This is a genomic window from Thauera sp. DNT-1, from assembly GCF_055393985.1.
The window spans coordinates 3,390,648-3,406,623 of sequence record NZ_AP043752.1 but is presented as its reverse complement, the minus strand read 5'-3'; the positions used below and the strand labels follow the sequence as shown (position 1 = coordinate 3,406,623).

13 protein-coding genes are annotated in these 15,976 nt (G+C 67.6%); 7 read left to right on the top strand and 6 right to left on the bottom strand.

Annotated elements, in window-relative coordinates; all coding sequences use genetic code 11:
- Positions 1-31: 31 nt before the first annotated feature.
- Entirely contained in the window at positions 32-499 is a 468-nt protein-coding gene (locus tag ACZ5PP_RS15725; protein ID WP_464826240.1) for a PaaI family thioesterase, read from the bottom strand.
- Positions 500-650: 151 nt separating this feature from the next.
- On the opposite strand from ACZ5PP_RS15725, the gene ACZ5PP_RS15720 reads away from it, so the two are divergent.
- The 3 genes from ACZ5PP_RS15720 to ACZ5PP_RS15710 all read left to right on the top strand — a co-directional run bounded on the left by ACZ5PP_RS15720 (position 651) and on the right by ACZ5PP_RS15710 (position 4,132).
- Entirely contained in the window at positions 651-1,685 is a 1,035-nt protein-coding gene (locus ACZ5PP_RS15720; protein WP_464826239.1) for an MBL fold metallo-hydrolase, read from the top strand.
- Between the two features lie 49 nt (positions 1,686-1,734).
- Positions 1,735-3,558 (top strand): class I poly(R)-hydroxyalkanoic acid synthase, encoded by a 1,824-nt coding sequence (gene phaC, locus ACZ5PP_RS15715; RefSeq protein WP_004312074.1) that lies wholly within the window; start codon positions 1,735-1,737, stop codon positions 3,556-3,558.
- A 97-nt stretch (positions 3,559-3,655) separates the two neighbouring features.
- Positions 3,656-4,132 (top strand): PIN domain-containing protein, encoded by a 477-nt coding sequence (locus ACZ5PP_RS15710; protein ID WP_004312075.1) that lies wholly within the window; start codon positions 3,656-3,658, stop codon positions 4,130-4,132.
- A gap of 9 nt (positions 4,133-4,141) precedes the next feature.
- On the opposite strand, the gene ACZ5PP_RS15705 is transcribed toward ACZ5PP_RS15710, so the two are convergent.
- A complete protein-coding gene (locus ACZ5PP_RS15705; protein ID WP_004312076.1) occupies positions 4,142-4,981 on the bottom strand; it encodes a helical backbone metal receptor in 840 nt (279 codons plus the stop codon).
- 271 nt (positions 4,982-5,252) lie between these two features.
- On the opposite strand from ACZ5PP_RS15705, the gene ACZ5PP_RS15700 reads away from it, so the two are divergent.
- Both ACZ5PP_RS15700 and ACZ5PP_RS15695 read left to right on the top strand, forming a co-directional pair.
- Positions 5,253-6,221, top strand: a complete 969-nt coding sequence (locus tag ACZ5PP_RS15700) for a TAXI family TRAP transporter solute-binding subunit (RefSeq protein WP_464826238.1) — start codon at positions 5,253-5,255, stop codon at positions 6,219-6,221.
- 123 nt (positions 6,222-6,344) lie between these two features.
- Positions 6,345-8,951 carry a TRAP transporter permease gene (locus tag ACZ5PP_RS15695; RefSeq protein WP_464826237.1) on the top strand — a complete coding sequence of 869 codons (2,607 nt, stop codon included), beginning with the start codon at positions 6,345-6,347 and terminating at the stop codon, positions 8,949-8,951.
- 76 nt (positions 8,952-9,027) lie between these two features.
- On the opposite strand, the gene ACZ5PP_RS15690 is transcribed toward ACZ5PP_RS15695, so the two are convergent.
- From ACZ5PP_RS15690 to argS, 4 genes are all read right to left on the bottom strand, one after another.
- Positions 9,028-9,456 carry a PilZ domain-containing protein gene (locus tag ACZ5PP_RS15690; protein WP_004312080.1) on the bottom strand — a complete coding sequence of 143 codons (429 nt, stop codon included), beginning with the start codon at positions 9,454-9,456 and terminating at the stop codon, positions 9,028-9,030.
- A 2-nt stretch (positions 9,457-9,458) separates the two neighbouring features.
- On the bottom strand, positions 9,459-10,085 hold the full coding sequence (locus tag ACZ5PP_RS15685) for a thiol:disulfide interchange protein DsbA/DsbL (RefSeq protein ID WP_012584602.1): 627 nt from the start codon (positions 10,083-10,085) through the stop codon (positions 9,459-9,461).
- 73 nt (positions 10,086-10,158) lie between these two features.
- Positions 10,159-10,827, bottom strand: coding sequence for an SPOR domain-containing protein (locus ACZ5PP_RS15680; RefSeq protein ID WP_464826236.1), 669 nt, complete (start codon positions 10,825-10,827; stop codon positions 10,159-10,161).
- A gap of 16 nt (positions 10,828-10,843) precedes the next feature.
- Positions 10,844-12,607 (bottom strand): arginine--tRNA ligase, encoded by a 1,764-nt coding sequence (gene argS, locus ACZ5PP_RS15675; RefSeq protein WP_464826235.1) that lies wholly within the window; start codon positions 12,605-12,607, stop codon positions 10,844-10,846.
- Between the two features lie 160 nt (positions 12,608-12,767).
- Here argS and ubiB point away from each other — a divergent pair, with 160 nt between their 5' ends.
- Positions 12,768-14,297 carry a ubiquinone biosynthesis regulatory protein kinase UbiB gene (gene ubiB, locus ACZ5PP_RS15670; protein ID WP_004306790.1) on the top strand — a complete coding sequence of 510 codons (1,530 nt, stop codon included), beginning with the start codon at positions 12,768-12,770 and terminating at the stop codon, positions 14,295-14,297.
- Positions 14,298-14,463: 166 nt separating this feature from the next.
- Positions 14,464-15,924, top strand: coding sequence for a high affinity choline transporter 1 (locus ACZ5PP_RS15665; protein WP_012584598.1), 1,461 nt, complete (start codon positions 14,464-14,466; stop codon positions 15,922-15,924).
- Positions 15,925-15,976 lie beyond the last annotated feature (52 nt).

The following is a 15,976-nucleotide window of genomic DNA, read 5'->3' as shown; positions in this document are numbered from 1 at the left end:
GATCTCTCGGGGGAAGGGGAAGAGCAAGCCTTCAGGCGGCGCGCTCCTTCTTGCCGTGCATGGCCATGATCGTCTGCTGCATCAGGGCGCACAAGGTCCATTTTCCGTCACGGATGGCGAAGACCTCGGCCTTGGTGATGATCAGCGTGCGACCCGGCTTGACCACCTCGCCGCGTGCCACCAGGCGCTCGCCGTCGGCGGGGGCGACGAGATTGAGCTTGTACTCGACGGTGAGCACGCTGGTGTCCGCCGGGGTAAGGGTGTTGGCCGCGTAGCCCGCGGCCGAGTCGGCGATCATGCCCACCACCCCGCCGTGGATGAAGCCGTGCTGCTGGGAGATCTCCGGCCTGAAGGGCAGGTGGATCTCGGTGTAGCCGGGCTCGACCACGGGTATCTCGGCACCGATCAGGCTCATCGCCTGCTGCAGCGCGAAGCTGGCGCGCACGCGCTCGGCGTAGCCGGGGTCGCGGGGCTGGAACTGGGGCAATTCGGGTCGCATGCTCATGTCTCCGTCGAAGCTGTAATTATGCCTGTCGATACGTTAACGTTCACGTAATAACCTTCGTTCCGGAACCGCTCGACGGCAGGAACGCCGCCCGGGCATACGAATCCACGCAGCGGACGAGCCCGCCCCCCACAGAGGAGACCCCATGAACACCGCCACCCCGACGGCCCTCGAATACCCCTTCGACAGCCTGCCCGCACCCGGCCACACGATCGAGATCGCACCCGGCCTGCGCTGGGTGCGCATGCGCCTGCCCTTCGCACTCGACCACATCAACCTGTGGCTGCTCGACGAAGGCGAGACGCTCGCGGTGGTGGACTGCGGCTTCGCCCGCGACGAGACGCGCGAGGCGTGGGACGCCGTGCTCGCCGCGGACGGCCGGCCACTGCGCCGCGTCGTGGTGACCCACCACCACCCCGACCACATCGGCCTCGCCACCTGGCTGGCCGCGCGCGACGACGCGGCGATCCACATGACCCAGGGCGAGTTCTTCGCCGCCCAGGCAGTGTGGCACCAGCTGCCGGGCTATTGCGCCACCGACATGGTCGAGCAGTTCCGCCGCCACGGCCTCGACGAGATGCGCCGCGACGCCCTGCTGACCCGCGGCAACGCCTACCGCATCGGTGCGCCGCAGGTGCCCGGCCGCTACGAGCGCATGTTTGCCGGCGACGAGTTGCGCATCGGCGCCCATACCTGGCGCGTCATCGTCGGCTTCGGCCACGCACCCGAGCACGCCAGCCTTTATTGCGCCGAGCTCGGTGTACTGGTCGCGGGCGACATGTTGCTGCCGCGCATCTCCACCAACGTCAGCGTTTATGCTGCAACGCCGCATGGCGACGCCCTGGGATGGTTTCTCCACTCATTGCGAGAATTCTGCACCTTGCCCGACGACACGCTCGTGCTACCATCACATGGCAAACCTTTCAAGGGTATCCGGGCACGCGTGGAGCAGCTCGTCGAGCATCATCGCGAACGTTGCGAGGTGCTTGTGGCGGCTTGTGCCATGCCGCAAAGCGCCGCAGCATTGCTGCCGACGCTGTTTCCGCGCGAGCTCGATACCCATCAGGTCATGTTCGCCATGGGGGAAGCGATCGCTCACCTCAACCATCTCGAGAAGAGGGGAGAGCTCTCGAGACGCGTCGATGCGGACGGCCTGATCCGTTTCACCCATTGTCCGTAACATTGTCCGCAACAGACCGCCCCGCCGCAAAAACAGGAGCCCGAACAAGATGGCCGCACCCAGCAACGAGACCCCCGCCTGCGACCTGCCCGACCCGCAGGAAGTCGCCAAGACCTATGCCGAAGTCGCCCGCCGCGCCTCGCACCTGATCAGCGACCACGTTCATCGCCAACTCAAGAAGGGCGTGAGCACCCCCGCCGACGAGCTCGGCATCGCCCAGGCCTTCATGGACATGATGGCCAAGCTGCTGGCCAACCCGTACAAGCTCGCCCAGGCGCAGATGAATCTGGTGTGGGACTACTTCTCGCTGTGGCAGCACTCGATGATGCGTGTCGCCGGCCTGAGCGCCTCGCCCGTCGCCGCCCCCGAGAAGAGCGACAAGCGCTTCAAGGACGAGGAGTGGGAGCAGCACTTCCTGTTCGACTTCATCAAGCAGTCCTACCTGATCGCCGCGCGCCACATCCACGACACCGTCAGCGGCGTCGACGGCCTCGACGAGCAGACGCAGAAGAAGGTCACCTTCTACACCCGCCAGTATATCGACGCGCTGTCGCCGTCGAACTTCGCGATGACCAACCCCGAGGTCTTCCGCGAGACGGTCAAGAGCCACGGCCAGAACCTGCTCAAGGGCCTCAACAACCTGCTGCGCGACGTCGAGGACGGCGGCGGCAACCTGCGCGTCAAGATGACCGACACCTCGGCCTTCGAGCTGGGCAAGAACGTCGCCACCACGCCGGGCAAGGTCGTTTTCCAGACCGAGATGATGCAGCTGCTGCAGTACACCCCGAGCACCGAAAAGGTCCTCAAGAAGCCGCTGCTGATCGTGCCGCCCTGGATCAACAAGTTCTACATCCTCGACCTGCGCGAGAAGAACTCCTACATCAAGTGGGCAGTGGACCAGGGCCACACCGTGTTCGTGATCTCCTGGGTCAACCCCGACGAGCGCCTGGCGCAGAAGAGCTTCGACGCCTACGTCAAGGAAGGCGTCATCGCCGCCCTCGACGCGATCGAGCGCCAGACCGGCGAGAAGGAAGTGAATGCCGCGGGCTATTGCCTGGGTGGGACCCTGCTGGCGACCACGCTCGCCTACCTCGCCGCCAAGCGCCAGAAGCGCATCCTCTCGGCGACCTTCTTCACCACCATGACTGACTTCACCGATCCGGGCGAACTCGGCGTGTTCATCGACGAAGGCCAGGTGTCCAGCCTCGAGAAGAAGATGTTCGAGCGCGGCTACCTGGAAGGCTCGGAGATGGCCGGCACCTTCAACATGCTGCGCGCCAACGACCTCATCTGGTCCTTCGTGGTCAACAACTACCTGCTCGGCAAGGATCCGTTCCCGTTCGACCTGCTGTACTGGAACTCGGACTCGACCCGCATGCCGGCGGCCATGCACAGCTTCTACCTGCGCACGATGTACATGGAAAACCGCCTGATCGAGCCGGGCGGCATCGAGATCGACGGCACCCCGATCGACCTCGGCAAGATCAAGGTGCCGTGCTACTTCATTTCCACGATCGAGGATCACATCGCGCCGTGGAAGAGCACCTACATGGGCGCCCGTCGCTTCGGCGGCCCGACCCGCTTCGTGCTCGGCGGCTCCGGCCATATCGCCGGCATCGTGAACCCGCCCGCCGCCAACAAGTACGGCTACTGGCTCAACCCGAGCGCGAAGCTCGCCGAGACCGCCGACGCCTGGCTGGAAGGCGCGCAGCAGCACCCGGGCTCGTGGTGGACCGACTGGCAGGCCTGGGTCACCGCACACGACAGCGAGCAGACCGAGGCGCGCGATCCGGTGAACGGCAAGCTCGAGGTCCTCGAAGACGCCCCGGGCAGCTTCGTCAAGATCCGCATCGACGCCAAGGCCGCCGCCTGAGCCTTGTCGCGACGAGTACGGGGAGGGGAAGCCCTCCCCGTTTTTCGTTCACCACGCTGCATCGCCGCGCCGGCGACCCGGCTCACCCACTGCGAACGTGACCGAACCCTCCTCGCAAGCCCCCCTGCCGCCCACCCTCGTGCTCGACACCAACACGGTGCTCGCGCTGTGGATGTTCCGCGACCCCGCGCTCGAGGCATTACGCGCGTGGATCGACGCAGGATCGTGCCGCCTGGTCTCGCGTGCAGATGCGCTGGAAGAGTTGCGCCGCGTGCTCGCCTATGCGCAGTTCGGTCTCGACCCGGGCCGCCAGGATGGCCTGCGCGCACGCTACATCGACCGCATCGCAGTGCTGGCGGACGATGCCGACGCCGGCACGCTCCCCAGCTGTCGCGACCCCGACGACCAGAAGTTCCTCGAAATCGCCGGCGCCGCCGGCATGGCGACGCTGATCACCCGCGACAAAGCCCTGTTGCGCCTGGCGCGCCACCGCCTCGTACGCGAGCGCTTCGCCATCCTCACCCCGGAACGAGTGCAGCACACGCTCGCACAGCCGCGCGCAACGCCGGCCTGAGCCCCCGGCTCACGCCAGCCCGCGCCGCAGCGCCATCAGCCAGCGCAGGCCGCGCGCGGCACGGCTACCGTACCACGACACCATCTCGCCATCGACCAGCAGCGCCGGGCGCGCAGCCAGGCGCGCGACCTCGGCGAGATGCGCCGCGCGGAAGCGGTAGGGCTCGGTGGACAGCAGCACGCGCTCGACTCCGGCGAGCCAGGGCGCATTCCAGTCGAAGGCGGGATAGCGCGCCGCTCCGGTCTCGCCACCTTCCACCGCTGGCAGGGTGCTCCAGCCGACCTCGGCGAGCGTGGCGGCGATGTAGGTGTCGCGCGCCACCGTCATCCAGGGCTCGCGCCAGATCAGGTAGAGCACGCGCTCGCCGGCGAGCGCCGCGCGCAACGCCGCGGCCTCGTCGAGCACTGCGCGCAGTTCGTGGGCGAGCCGGGCGGCGGCTCCTTCAGCGCCGAAGACGCCGCCGAGCAGCGCGAAGAGGACCAGGTTGTCCTGCGGCGTGTTGGGATGGGTGACGACGATGTGGGGCACGAAGGCGGCGAGCGCGTCGACGGTTTCGCGGCGGTTCTCGTCCATGTTGACGAGAACATGCGTGGGCGCGAGCTCGCGGATGCGCGCGAGATTGACGTCCTTCGTCCCGCCGACCTTGGGAACGGCGCGCAAGGCCTCGCGCGGGTGTACGCAGAAGCCGGTGCGCCCGACGAGGCGCTCGCCCAGGCCGAGGTCGAACACCAGTTCGGTCAGGGAGGGCACCAGGGAGACGATGCGCGCGTCCGCGCCGGCGGGCGAATGCAGCCGCCCGGCAGCGTCGATCCAGGTCGGGCACCCGTCCTGTGAAGCCTTGGAATGCATGGTCAATGCTCGGATGAAACGTGCGGAGCCGCATCTTATCGCGCCACACCCTCCCGCCCTCGCGCCCTGCGGGGAATTCATGTGCAAGCCGCGCACCTCGGGAAATCCCGAGTGCAGGCAGGAATCGTTTTGTGCCAAGCTTGGCCATTCTTGGTGGGCGCTCGTGGCCGCTTTCGCGGCCACCCGGCTCCCGCCCCGATCCGCAGCACGTGTCCTCCCTGTCGGCGCCCCTTCGGCCAGCCGGCGTTCCACCTTCACGGAGAAAGCTCACATGAAAAGACTGACTGCCCTGGCTGCCGCCTTCGCAATCGCCGGCTCGCTCGGCGCCGCCCCCGCGCACGCCCAGCAGAAGTTCATCACGATCGGTACCGGGGGTGTCACGGGCGTCTACTACGCCGCGGGCGGCGCGATCTGCCGCCTGATCAACAAGGACCGCGCCCAGCACGGCGTGCGCTGCTCGGTCGAAAGCACCGGCGGTTCGGTGTACAACGTGAATACCATCAAGGCCGGCGAACTCGACTTCGGCGTCTCGCAGTCGGACATCCAGTACAACGCGCTCAAGGGCGAGGTCCAGTTCAAGGACGGCGGCGCCTTCGCAGACCTGCGCTCGGTGTTCTCGCTGCATGGCGAGCCGCTCACCGTGCTGGCGCGCAAGGAAGCCAACATCGGCAAGATGGAGGACTTCAAGGGCAAGCGCTTCAACATCGGCAACCCGGGTTCGGGCCAGCGCGCGACCCTCGAGGTGCTTCTGCCGGCGATGGGCATGAGCTTCGCCGACTTCTCGCTCGCCTCCGAGCTCAAGCCCGACGAGCACGGCGCCGCGCTATGCGACAACAAGATCGACGGCTTCGCCTTCGTGGTCGGCCACCCGGCGGCCAACATCCAGGACCCGACCACCACCTGCGGCGCCAAGCTGGTGCCGATCACCGGCGCGGGCGTGGACAAGATCCTCGCCCAGTACCCCTACTTCGCTCCGGTCACCATCCCGGGCGGCATGTATGCCAACAACCCGGATGCGACCAAGACCTTCGGCGTGGTGGCGAGCATCGTGAGCTCGGCCAAGGTGCCGGTGGAGTCGGTCTACATCATGGTCAAGGCGGTGTTCGAGAACTTCGAGGACTTCAAGAAGCTGCACCCGGCCTTCGCCAACCTGCAGCCGCAGGACATGATCAAGAACGGCATGTCGGCCCCGCTGCACGAGGGCGCGGTGAAGTACTACAAGGAAAAGGGCTGGATGTAAGTCCACCGCTTGCCACATCCCTGGCGAGCAAGCCCGATGTCACGAGAACGGCGGCGGTCCCGAGGCCCTCGCCGTTTTCTTTCCATCGTCCGTCGAATGCGGACTTTCACGACGAGGTAGGCCATGGCCAGCCCGGAAAAACAAGAACACGGTTTCGAGCTCACCGACGAACAGCTCCGCCAGATCGTCGCCGAGGCCGACACGGGTGGGCGCAAGCCGACCGGATGGCCGGCGCGGCTCATCGTGCTGGTCGCGCTGGCATGGTCCCTGATGCAGCTCTGGATCGCCTCGCCGCTGCCGTTCTCGCTCGGCATGTTCGTCTTCAACGACACCGAGGCGCGCTCGATCCACCTCGCACTGGCCGTGTTTCTCGCCTTTCTCGCCTACCCGGCACTGAAGCGCTCTCCACGCGACCGGATCCCGCTCGGGGACTGGGTACTTGCAGCGGTCGGGGCGTTCTGCATGGGCTACCTGTTCCTCTTCTACAGGGAACTGGCCGCCCGCCCCGGCCTGCCGACCACGACGGACCTCGCGGTGGCCGTGTGCGGCCTGATCCTGCTGCTCGAAGCCGCACGCCGCGCACTCGGCCTGCCCATGGTCGTGCTGTCGGTGGTGTTCATCGGCTACGTCTTTCTGGGCCCCTACATGCCGGAGATGATCGCCCACCGCGGCGCCTCGCTGGCGAAGGGGATGAGCCACCTGTGGCTGACCACCGAGGGCGTGTTCGGGGTGGCCCTCGGGGTATCGACCAGCTTCATCTTCCTTTTTGTGCTGTTCGGCTCCCTGCTCGAGACCGCGGGCGCCGGCAACTACTTCATCAAGTCGGCGATCTCGCTGCTCGGGCATCTGCGCGGCGGCCCGGCCAAGGCCGCCGTGGTGGCTTCCGCGAGCACGGGATTGATCTCCGGCTCCTCGATCGCCAACGTCGTCACCACCGGCACCTTCACGATCCCGCTGATGAAACGCGTGGGGTATGCGCCCAAGAAGGCGGCGGCGGTCGAGGCCGCGGCCTCGGTCGATGGCCAGATCATGCCGCCGGTCATGGGCGCTGCGGCCTTCCTGATGGTCGAGTACGTGGGCATTCCCTACACCGAGGTCATCAAGCATGCCTTCCTGCCGGCGCTGATCTCCTACATCGCGCTCTTCTACGTGGTGCACCTCGAGGCGCTCAAGGCCGACATCCGCGGGCTGCCGCGCCGGGTGACGAAATCCGCCGGACATCGCCTGCTGTCCTTCGGCCTCACCGTGTCGGGCCTGATCGTCCTTGCCGGGGCGGTCTATTACGGCATGGGCTGGATCAAGGCGCTGGCAGGCGACGCCTCGGCGATCATCGTCGCGGTGCTCATGTTCGGCTGCTACATCGGCCTGCTGTGGTACGCGACGCGGCACCCCGAGCTGCACATGGACGACCCCAGCAGCCCCCTGACCGAGCTGCCGGAGACCGGCCCGACGCTGAAGACGGGCCTGTACTACCTGCTGCCGGTGGTCGCGCTGATCTGGAACCTGATGGTGGAGGAGCTCTCGCCTGCGCTGTCGGCGTTCTGGGCGACCCTGTTCATGATCTTCATCCTGGTCACGCAGCGCCCGCTCAAGGCGATCTTCCGCAACACCGGCAACGTGGGTGAGGCAACCCGGCAGGGCTTCGCCGACCTCCACACCGGCCTGGTCACCGGGGCGCGCAACATGATCGGCATCGGCATCGCGACCGCGACCGCCGGCATCATCGTCGGCACCGTCACGCTGACCGGTGTCGGCCTGGTGCTCACCGAGTTCGTCGAGGCGGTGTCTGGCGGCAATCTGATGGTGATGCTGGTCATGGTCGCGGTCATCTGCCTGATCCTCGGCATGGGCCTGCCCACCACGGCGAACTACATCGTGGTGTCGACCCTGATGGCGCCGGTCGTGGTCGAGGTCGGCGCGCAAAGCGGCCTGCTCGTCCCGCTGATCGCGGTGCATATGTTCGTCTTCTACTTCGGCCTGATGGCCGACGTCACCCCACCGGTCGGCCTCGCCTCCTACGCCGCCGCGGGGATCGCACGCTGCGACCCGATCGCTGCGGGCGTGCAGGCCTTCCTGTACTCGATGCGGACGGCGATCCTGCCCTTCATGTTCATCTTCAACACCCAGTTGCTGATGATCGGCGTCGATTCGGTGTGGCTGTTCGCCCTGACGGTATCGAGTGCGATCGTGGCGAACCTGATGTTCGCGGCGGCCACCCAGGGCTGGTTCATCACCCGCAACCGCGTGCACGAGTCGATCCTGCTGTTGCTGGTGACCTTCACGCTGTTCCGCCCGGGCTTCTGGATGGACATGCTGTACCCACCCTATCAGGAGCTGCCGGCTTCGGAGCTGACCCGCCTGGTCGAGGAGGCTCCACGCAACGACAACCTGCGCATCTGGGTGGAGGGGATTTCGCTCGAGGGCGAGGAAGTCTCGAAAGGCATGCTGCTTCCGCTCGGCGACACTGCGCCCAGCGCCAGGGAGCGCCTGGGCAGGGTCGGGCTGACCTTGATGAGCCTTGGAGATGAAGTCCAGGTCGCCGCGGTGCGCTTCGGGAGCCAGAGCGAGAAGCTGGGGCTGGAGCAGGGGTACAGGATCGCCCGCATCGAGGTACCGTCCGTCGACCGTCCGTCGAGGGAATGGATGTTCGTGCCCGCGCTCGCGCTGCTGGGCTTCGTCTGGTTCGCGCAGACTCGCCGCGCGCGACGGCAGCAGCCCACGCGCGCCTGAAAGGCCGTGGGGGACGGACGTCGCTACCTCCAGAGCAACGTCCGTCCCCCACGACTGCCGGGCACGTCAGGAAGTTTCAGATCAGCGACGGCCCCTCGACGATTGCCGCCGCGTCCTTCTCGCTGATGCGCACGCTCGCGTTCATGATCACCAATGCGATCAGCCAGTCGCGCAAGCGCTCGGCGCCATCGCCCTCGAGCGCGCGGAAGCGGCAGCCCGCCTGCCCGCTCGCAGCGATGAAATTCACCGCCTGCGCCCGACCGCGGATGTGGTCGGGAACGCCCTCGCGCTGCAGCACGAAGTCGAAAGGCTCGCCGCCCGCCGGAGGCGTTTCGGCGGCGATGGCGAAACCATCGACCGAGATGTCGCGCAGCTCAATGCGCTCGTCGCCGATCATCACCCAGAACCAAGGCTGGCCACGGCGCTGGGCCAGGAAGCGCTGAATGCGGCGGCGCTCGGCGGCCTCGACCGCCTGCGGCACGGCGCTGGCGCCACGATCGCTCATCTTCAGCCGCGCTCCTTGCGTACGCGGGCGATCAACTCGTCGGCGACCTTGAGCGTATTCTCGTGGCTGCCGGTGAGCGAGGCCGAGGTCAGGTAGCGTCCGCCGACCACCATGGACGGCACGCCCTGGATCTTCAGCGCGCGCGCGAGCTGGTCGGCGCGCTGCACCATCGAACCCACGCCGAAAGACTTGTAGGTCTCGACGAACTTCGCCGCATCGCCCACCTTGCCGGCGACCCACTCGGAAACCTGCTGCTCGTTGAACAGCGGACGCTTGTCGTCCTGCACCGCGGCGAAGATCGCCGGCTCGAGCGCGGCGAGATCGCCGGTGATCTGCGCGGCGTAGAACAGCCGGGCGAGACCGCTCAGCTGGGCGTTGTTCCACACCGCCGGCACCGCGCGGAAGGCGACGTCGGCCGGCAACTTCTTCTTCCACGCGGTGATCAGCGGATGAAAGTCGCGGCAGTGCGGGCAGCCGTAGTGGAAGAACTCGAGCACCTCGATCTTCGAGGGATCGTCCGCCTTCTGTGCCGGCTCGATGATCTGGAAGGGCTCGTTCGCCTGCACGACCGAGGCGGCGGGAAGGGCGAGGGCCAGGCCGGCCAGCTTGAGGGCATCACGACGATTCATGCGGAACTCCTTTGACTGAGGCTGGGTGAGACGCGGACGGCGCACGGACGTTCAATCCGCAGCGTGTCCAGGCTCACTGGTTGCGGCTCACCGAGGCATTGAAACCCGCATCGGAGAGGCGGGCCCGCATCGGGTTCATGTCCTCGGGCTTGGCGAAGGGACCGACGCGCACGCGGTGCACGATGCGCCCGTCGGGCAGCTGGGTGCGCTGCGCGCTCGCCTGGATGCCCGAGAGCGCCAGCCGCGCCTTGAGGTTGTCCGCTTCGGACGGATTCTCGAACGAGCCCACCTGCAGGTAGATGCGCTCGTTGCGCTGGGGCGCGGGCGGCGTCACCGCCGCGGGCTGCGGCGAGGCCTCGACCACCGGCGCCGGGGCCTGCTGCGCGGGCACGGGCGGGGGCGGCGCCTGCACCTGGGGCGCGGGCACCGGCACGACCTGCGCCGCCGACGAAGGCACGTTGTCGCCCTGCGGCAGGATGCGGTAGAACTCGAAATCCTGCTTGGCCACCGGGCGGTCGCCCGGCTTGCCGGGCAGCGCCGCCGGCCCCTGCGCCGCCGGCGCCTGCACGCGCGGCGCCACCGGTGCAGCCTGGAAGGGATTGCTGCGGGTGAAGTACCACGCCGCGCCAGCCGCGATCAGCGCACCGAAGACGAGGCCGATGAAGATGCCGATCAGCGTTCCGCCGGCGCTCTTGGCCGGTGCGCGCGCCGGCTTGCGGACCGGGCCGCGATCTCGACTCACGATTGCCCCCCCTGCATCACATCGACTCGGGCGCGGACACGCCCAGCATCTTCAGGCCGGTGACCAGCACCTGGCGCACCGCCGCGGCGAGCGCGAGGCGGGCGAGCTTGAGCGCCTCGTCCTCGACCAGCATGCGCTCGGCGTTGTACCAGCTATGGAAGTCGGCAGCGAGATCCTTGAGGTAGAACGCGATCTGGTGCGGCGCGTAGCCGGCGGCGGCGTCCTGCACCAGCTCGGCGAAGCTCGCCAGACGCGCGCACAGCGCGAGCTCGCGCTCGTTCTGCAGCAGGCCGAGGTCGGCACCGGCCAGCTCCGCGGCCTCGCCGCCCCACTGGTCGAGCACCGAGCACACGCGGGCGTGGGCGTACTGGACGTAATACACCGGATTCTCGTTGCTCTGGCTCTTGGCGAGGTCGAGGTCGAAGTCGAGGTGCTGGTCGGACTTGCGCAGCACGTAGAAGAAGCGGCAGGCATCGTTGCCCACCTCGCGGCGCAGCTCGCGCAGGGTGACGAACTCGCCCGAGCGGGTGGACATCGAGGTCTTCTGGCCGTCGCGGTAGAGCACCGCGAACTGCACCAAGGCCACGTCCAGTCGGGCCGGATCGAGCCCGAGCGCGGCGATCGCGCCCTTCACGCGCGGGATGTAGCCGTGGTGGTCGGCGCCCCAGATGTCGATCATGCGGTCGAAACCGCGCTCGTACTTGTTGAGGTGGTAGGCGATGTCGGAGGCGAAGTAGGTGAAGAGGCCGTTCTCGCGCTGCACGACGCGGTCCTTCTCGTCGCCGAAGGCGGTGGAGCGGAACCACTTCGCGCCGTCCTGGAGATAGATGTGACCGGCCTTCTCGAGCTGGATCACCGCGCGCTCGACCAGGCCGGTGTCGAACAGGCTCTGCTCCGAGAACCACTTGTCGAAGCGCACGCCGAACTCCTGCAGGTCCTCGCGACCATCGCCGAGCTGCTCGTTGAGCGCGAAGCCGTGCACCCAAGGGTAGTCCTCGCCGAGCAGCTTCTTGGCGTTGGCGATCAGCGCGTCGAGGTGTTCCTCGCGCTGTTGCTTGGCCTCGTCGTCCTTGCGATCGGAAGGCGGCAGGCCGGGCGTCCCGGCCAGGATCTGCATGGCGGTGACCTTGGCGAAGCGGTCCTGGTGGGCGTCGCGCATCTCGCGGCCCATGTCGACCACGTAGTCGCCCTGGTAGGCGTTGGGCGGGAAGGGAATCTCGATGCCGAAGAAGGCGAGGTAGCGCAGCCAGGTCGACAGCGCCAGGATGTCCATCTGGCGGCCAGCGTCGTTCACGTAGTACTCGCGGCTGACCTCGTAGCCGGCGAAGGCGAGCACGTCCGAGAGCGAGGCGCCATAGGCGGCGCCGCGACCGTGGCCGACGTGGAGCGGGCCGGTGGGGTTGGCGGAGACGAACTCCACCTGCACCTTGATGCCCTTGCCTGCCCCGCGGCCGAAATCCGCGCCCTTGGCCAGCACCTCGCGCACCACCGCGGTCTTGGCGTCGGAGGCGAGCGTGAAGTTGATGAAGCCGGCGCCCGCGACCTCGGCCCTGGCGACCAGCTTCGAGGGCGGCAGCTCGGCGAGCAGCAGGCCGGCGAGCTCGCGCGGGTTGCGCTTGAGCGGCTTGGCGAGCTGCAGCGCGAGGTTGGTGGCGAAGTCGCCGTGGCTCGCCTGCTTGGGGCGCTCCAGCAGGATGGGGGTGGCTGCCAGCTCCGGCGCCACGCTCTTCAGCGCGGTCTGGAGCAGGTCGGTCAGCAGGACTTTGGGATCGGCGCTCATGGCACTCGGAATGAATTCGAAACGCGCGATTATAGCGGATCGGCACGGTCCGCCCCGGCGAGGATGTGAGCGCAGGTTGCGCTGCGGTGCGCTCCCGCCCGTTCCCCCGCAGGCGCTTTCGGGCTAAAGTCCGCGGTTTGCGTCTGCCCGGCCTGTTAACGTGCGCCTCTTCCGCCTCGCCAAGATCGTCTCCGTCAGCCTGCGCTTCGGCCTCGACCGCATGGTGCTCGACGCCGACAGCAGTGGCCGGCTGGCGCACGTGTGGCACAAGGTCTTCTTCTGGCGCACCTTTTCCGAGTCGCGCGGCGCGCGCCTGCGCCAGGCGCTGGAGTCGCTCGGGCCGATCTTCGTCAAGTTCGGCCAGATGCTGTCGACCCGGCGCGACCTGTTGCCGCCCGACCTCGCCGACGAGCTCGCCCTGCTGCAGGACCGCGTCCCACCCTTCCCGACCGAGCAGGCGCTCGAAGTGCTGGAAGGCTTCTACGGTCGTCCGATCGACGAGGTCTTCGACGACTTCGAGCGCACGCCGGTGGCCTCGGCCTCGGTGGCGCAAGTGCATTTCGCGCGCCTGCCCGACGGCACCGACGTCGCGGTCAAGGTGCTGCGCCCGGGCATCGAGCGCGTCATCGAGCACGACCTCGCCCTGCTCGAAGTCGCCGCGGTGCTGCTGGAGAAGATCTGGCCCGAAGGCCGCCGCCTCAAGCCACGCGAGGTGGTCGCAGAGTTCAGCAAGTACCTGCACGACGAGCTCGACCTGATGCGCGAGGCGGCCAACTGCTCGCAGCTGCGGCGCAACTTCACCGACTCCTCGCTGCTGATCGTGCCCGAGGTGTATTGGGACTGGTGCGGCAGCAAGGTCATGGTGATGGAGCGCATGCGCGGCGTGCCGATCTCGCAGACGCCGGCGCTGCTCGCCCAGGGCACCGATTTGAAAGCACTCTCCCGTGCCGGCGTGGAGATCTTCTTCACCCAGGTCTTCCGCGACGGCTTCTTCCACGCCGACATGCACCCGGGCAACATCTTCGTGCATCAGGACGGGCGCTACATCGCGCTCGACTTCGGCATCATGGGCACGCTCAACGAGGTGGACAAGAACTACCTCGCGACCAACTTCCTCGCCTTCTTCAAGCGCGACTACCGGCGCGTGGCGCTCGCCCACATCGAGGCCGGCTGGGTGCCGGCAAAGACGCGGGTGGACGAGTTCGAGGCGGCGATCCGCACCGTGTGCGAACCGATCTTCGACAAGCCCTTGAAGGACATCTCCTTCGGCAAGACCCTGCTGCGCCTGTTCCAGACCGCGCGCCGCTTCGAGATGGAGGTGCAGCCGCAGCTCGTGCTGCTGCAGAAGACCCTGCTCAACATCGAGGGTCTGGGCCGCCAGCTCGACCCCGAGCTCGATCTGTGGAAGACCGCCAAGCCCTTCCTCGAGCGCTGGATGGACGAGCGCATGGGCGTGCGCGCGCTGGTGCGCGGGGTCAAGGAAGAGGCGCCGGCCTGGGCCGGCACCCTGCCGCAGCTGCCGCGCCTGGTGCATCAGGCGCTCACCGAATCGGCCCGTCACCAGAGCGCCCAGCAGCAGCGCCTCGAAGAGCTCGCCGCCGGGCAACGCACCCAGGGCCGCCTGCTGCTCTTCATCGGCGCCGTCGCCATGGGCCTGCTCGGCCTGGAGCTCTACCGCCTGTTCGGCTGACGCGCGCCGCGGCATTGAACGCCGACGTTGCGCCCATGCAATAAAGCGCGAACGATCAAGCCCTTGGCGCGCGCATCCCGCCCCCCGCGGCGGCGTTCTGTTGGTACACTCGCGCCCTCTTTTTTCGCTCACCGCGCGCGGATGCGCCAACACGAAAGGCCCAACCATGCTGCTCTGGCTTGTCGTCGCCTACCTGGTCGTCTCCATCGGCATCGGCCTGTATGCCGCCACCCGGGTGCACAATGCGCGTGACTACATCACCGCAGGGCGCAACCTGCCGATGATCGTCGTGCTGGCGATGGTGTTCGCCACCTGGTTCGGCGCCGAGACCGTGCTCGGCATCTCCGCCACCTTCCTCGAGGAAGGCTTCCACGGCCTGATCTCCGACCCGCTCGGCGCCTCGGCCTGCCTGGTGCTGTTCGGCCTCGTCTTCGCCCGCCCGTTGTACCGCATGAACCTGCTCACGCTGGGCGATTTCTTCCGCGTGCGCTACAACCGCACGACCGAACTCGTGCTGTCGATCTGCATCGTGCTCTCCTACCTGGGCTGGGTGGCGGCGCAGGTCACCGCGCTCGGGCTGGTGTTCAACGTGCTCTCGGGCGACGCGGTCACGATGAACCAGGGCATGCTGATCGGCGCCGGCGTCGTCCTCGTCTATACCCTGTTCGGTGGCATGTGGTCGGTGGCGATGACCACCTTCGTGCAGATGATCGTGATCGTGATCGGCCTGGTCTGGGTGAGCTGGATCGCCGGCGACATGGCGGGCGGCTTCGACAACGTGATCGCCAAGGCCGCGGCCGAAGGCAAGTTCGAGTTCCTGCCCGCGCTGGACGCGGTCGAGATCGTCGCCTGGATCGCCGCGTTCGCCACCATGGCGCTCGGCTCTATCCCGCAGCAGGACGTGTTCCAGCGCGTGAATTCCTCCAGGAACGAGCGCGTCGCGATCTGGGGCACGACGCTCGGCGGGGTGAGCTACTTCTTCTTCGCCGCGGTGCCGCTCTTCCTCGCCTACACCGCCAACATCATCGATCCCGGCATGGTCGAGCGCCTGATGGAGCAGGACTCGCAGCTCATCCTGCCGACGCTGATCCTGCAGTACATGCCCTTCTACGCCCAGGTGATCTTCTTCGGCGCGCTGCTGTCGGTCATCATGTCGACCGCCTCCGGCACCCTGCTCGCCCCCTCGGTGACCTTCTCCGAGAACGTGCTGCGCGGCTTCTTCCCGGGCATGGGCGACCGCGCCTTCCTGCTCAGCACGCGCATCACCGTGGTGCTGTTCACAGCCTTCGTCACCTGGTACGCCACCAGCACCGAATCCTCGATCCACGAGATGGTCGAGAACGCCTACCGCGTCACCCTGGCCGGCGCCTTCGTGCCGCTCGCCGCCGGCCTGTTCTGGAAGCGCGCCAACAACCTCGGCGCCGCGCTGGCGATCATCCTCGGCCTGTCGACCTGGATCCTCTTCGAGCTCTTCGTCCCCGAAGGCGACATCGAGCCCCAGCTCTACGGCGTGGCGGCGAGCGCGCTCGGCATGCTGGCGGGTGGACTGATCGGCCGGCAGCCGCACCACCGCCCGCACATCGGCGGCCACCATGCGGCGGCGGGCACCCACCACACGCATCGCTGACCGTCCCGCGCCCGCCCGGGTGCGTGCAGCCCGCACCGGCGGCCGATGCGTT

What these genes read in the sequence shown, in the direction of transcription:
- ACZ5PP_RS15725 (WP_464826240.1), bottom strand. Translation starts at nt 499, where the DNA reads ATGCGACCCGAATTGCCCCAGTTCCAGCCCCGCGACCCCGGCTACGCC.
- ACZ5PP_RS15720 (WP_464826239.1), top strand. Translation starts at nt 651, where the DNA reads ATGAACACCGCCACCCCGACGGCCCTCGAATACCCCTTCGACAGCCTG.
- phaC (WP_004312074.1), top strand. Translation starts at nt 1,735, where the DNA reads ATGGCCGCACCCAGCAACGAGACCCCCGCCTGCGACCTGCCCGACCCG.
- ACZ5PP_RS15705 (WP_004312076.1), bottom strand. Translation starts at nt 4,981, where the DNA reads ATGCATTCCAAGGCTTCACAGGACGGGTGCCCGACCTGGATCGACGCT.
- ACZ5PP_RS15700 (WP_464826238.1), top strand. Translation starts at nt 5,253, where the DNA reads ATGAAAAGACTGACTGCCCTGGCTGCCGCCTTCGCAATCGCCGGCTCG.
- ACZ5PP_RS15695 (WP_464826237.1), top strand. Translation starts at nt 6,345, where the DNA reads ATGGCCAGCCCGGAAAAACAAGAACACGGTTTCGAGCTCACCGACGAA.
- ACZ5PP_RS15690 (WP_004312080.1), bottom strand. Translation starts at nt 9,456, where the DNA reads ATGAGCGATCGTGGCGCCAGCGCCGTGCCGCAGGCGGTCGAGGCCGCC.
- ACZ5PP_RS15685 (WP_012584602.1), bottom strand. Translation starts at nt 10,085, where the DNA reads ATGAATCGTCGTGATGCCCTCAAGCTGGCCGGCCTGGCCCTCGCCCTT.
- argS (WP_464826235.1), bottom strand. Translation starts at nt 12,607, where the DNA reads ATGAGCGCCGATCCCAAAGTCCTGCTGACCGACCTGCTCCAGACCGCG.
- ACZ5PP_RS15665 (WP_012584598.1), top strand. Translation starts at nt 14,464, where the DNA reads ATGCTGCTCTGGCTTGTCGTCGCCTACCTGGTCGTCTCCATCGGCATC.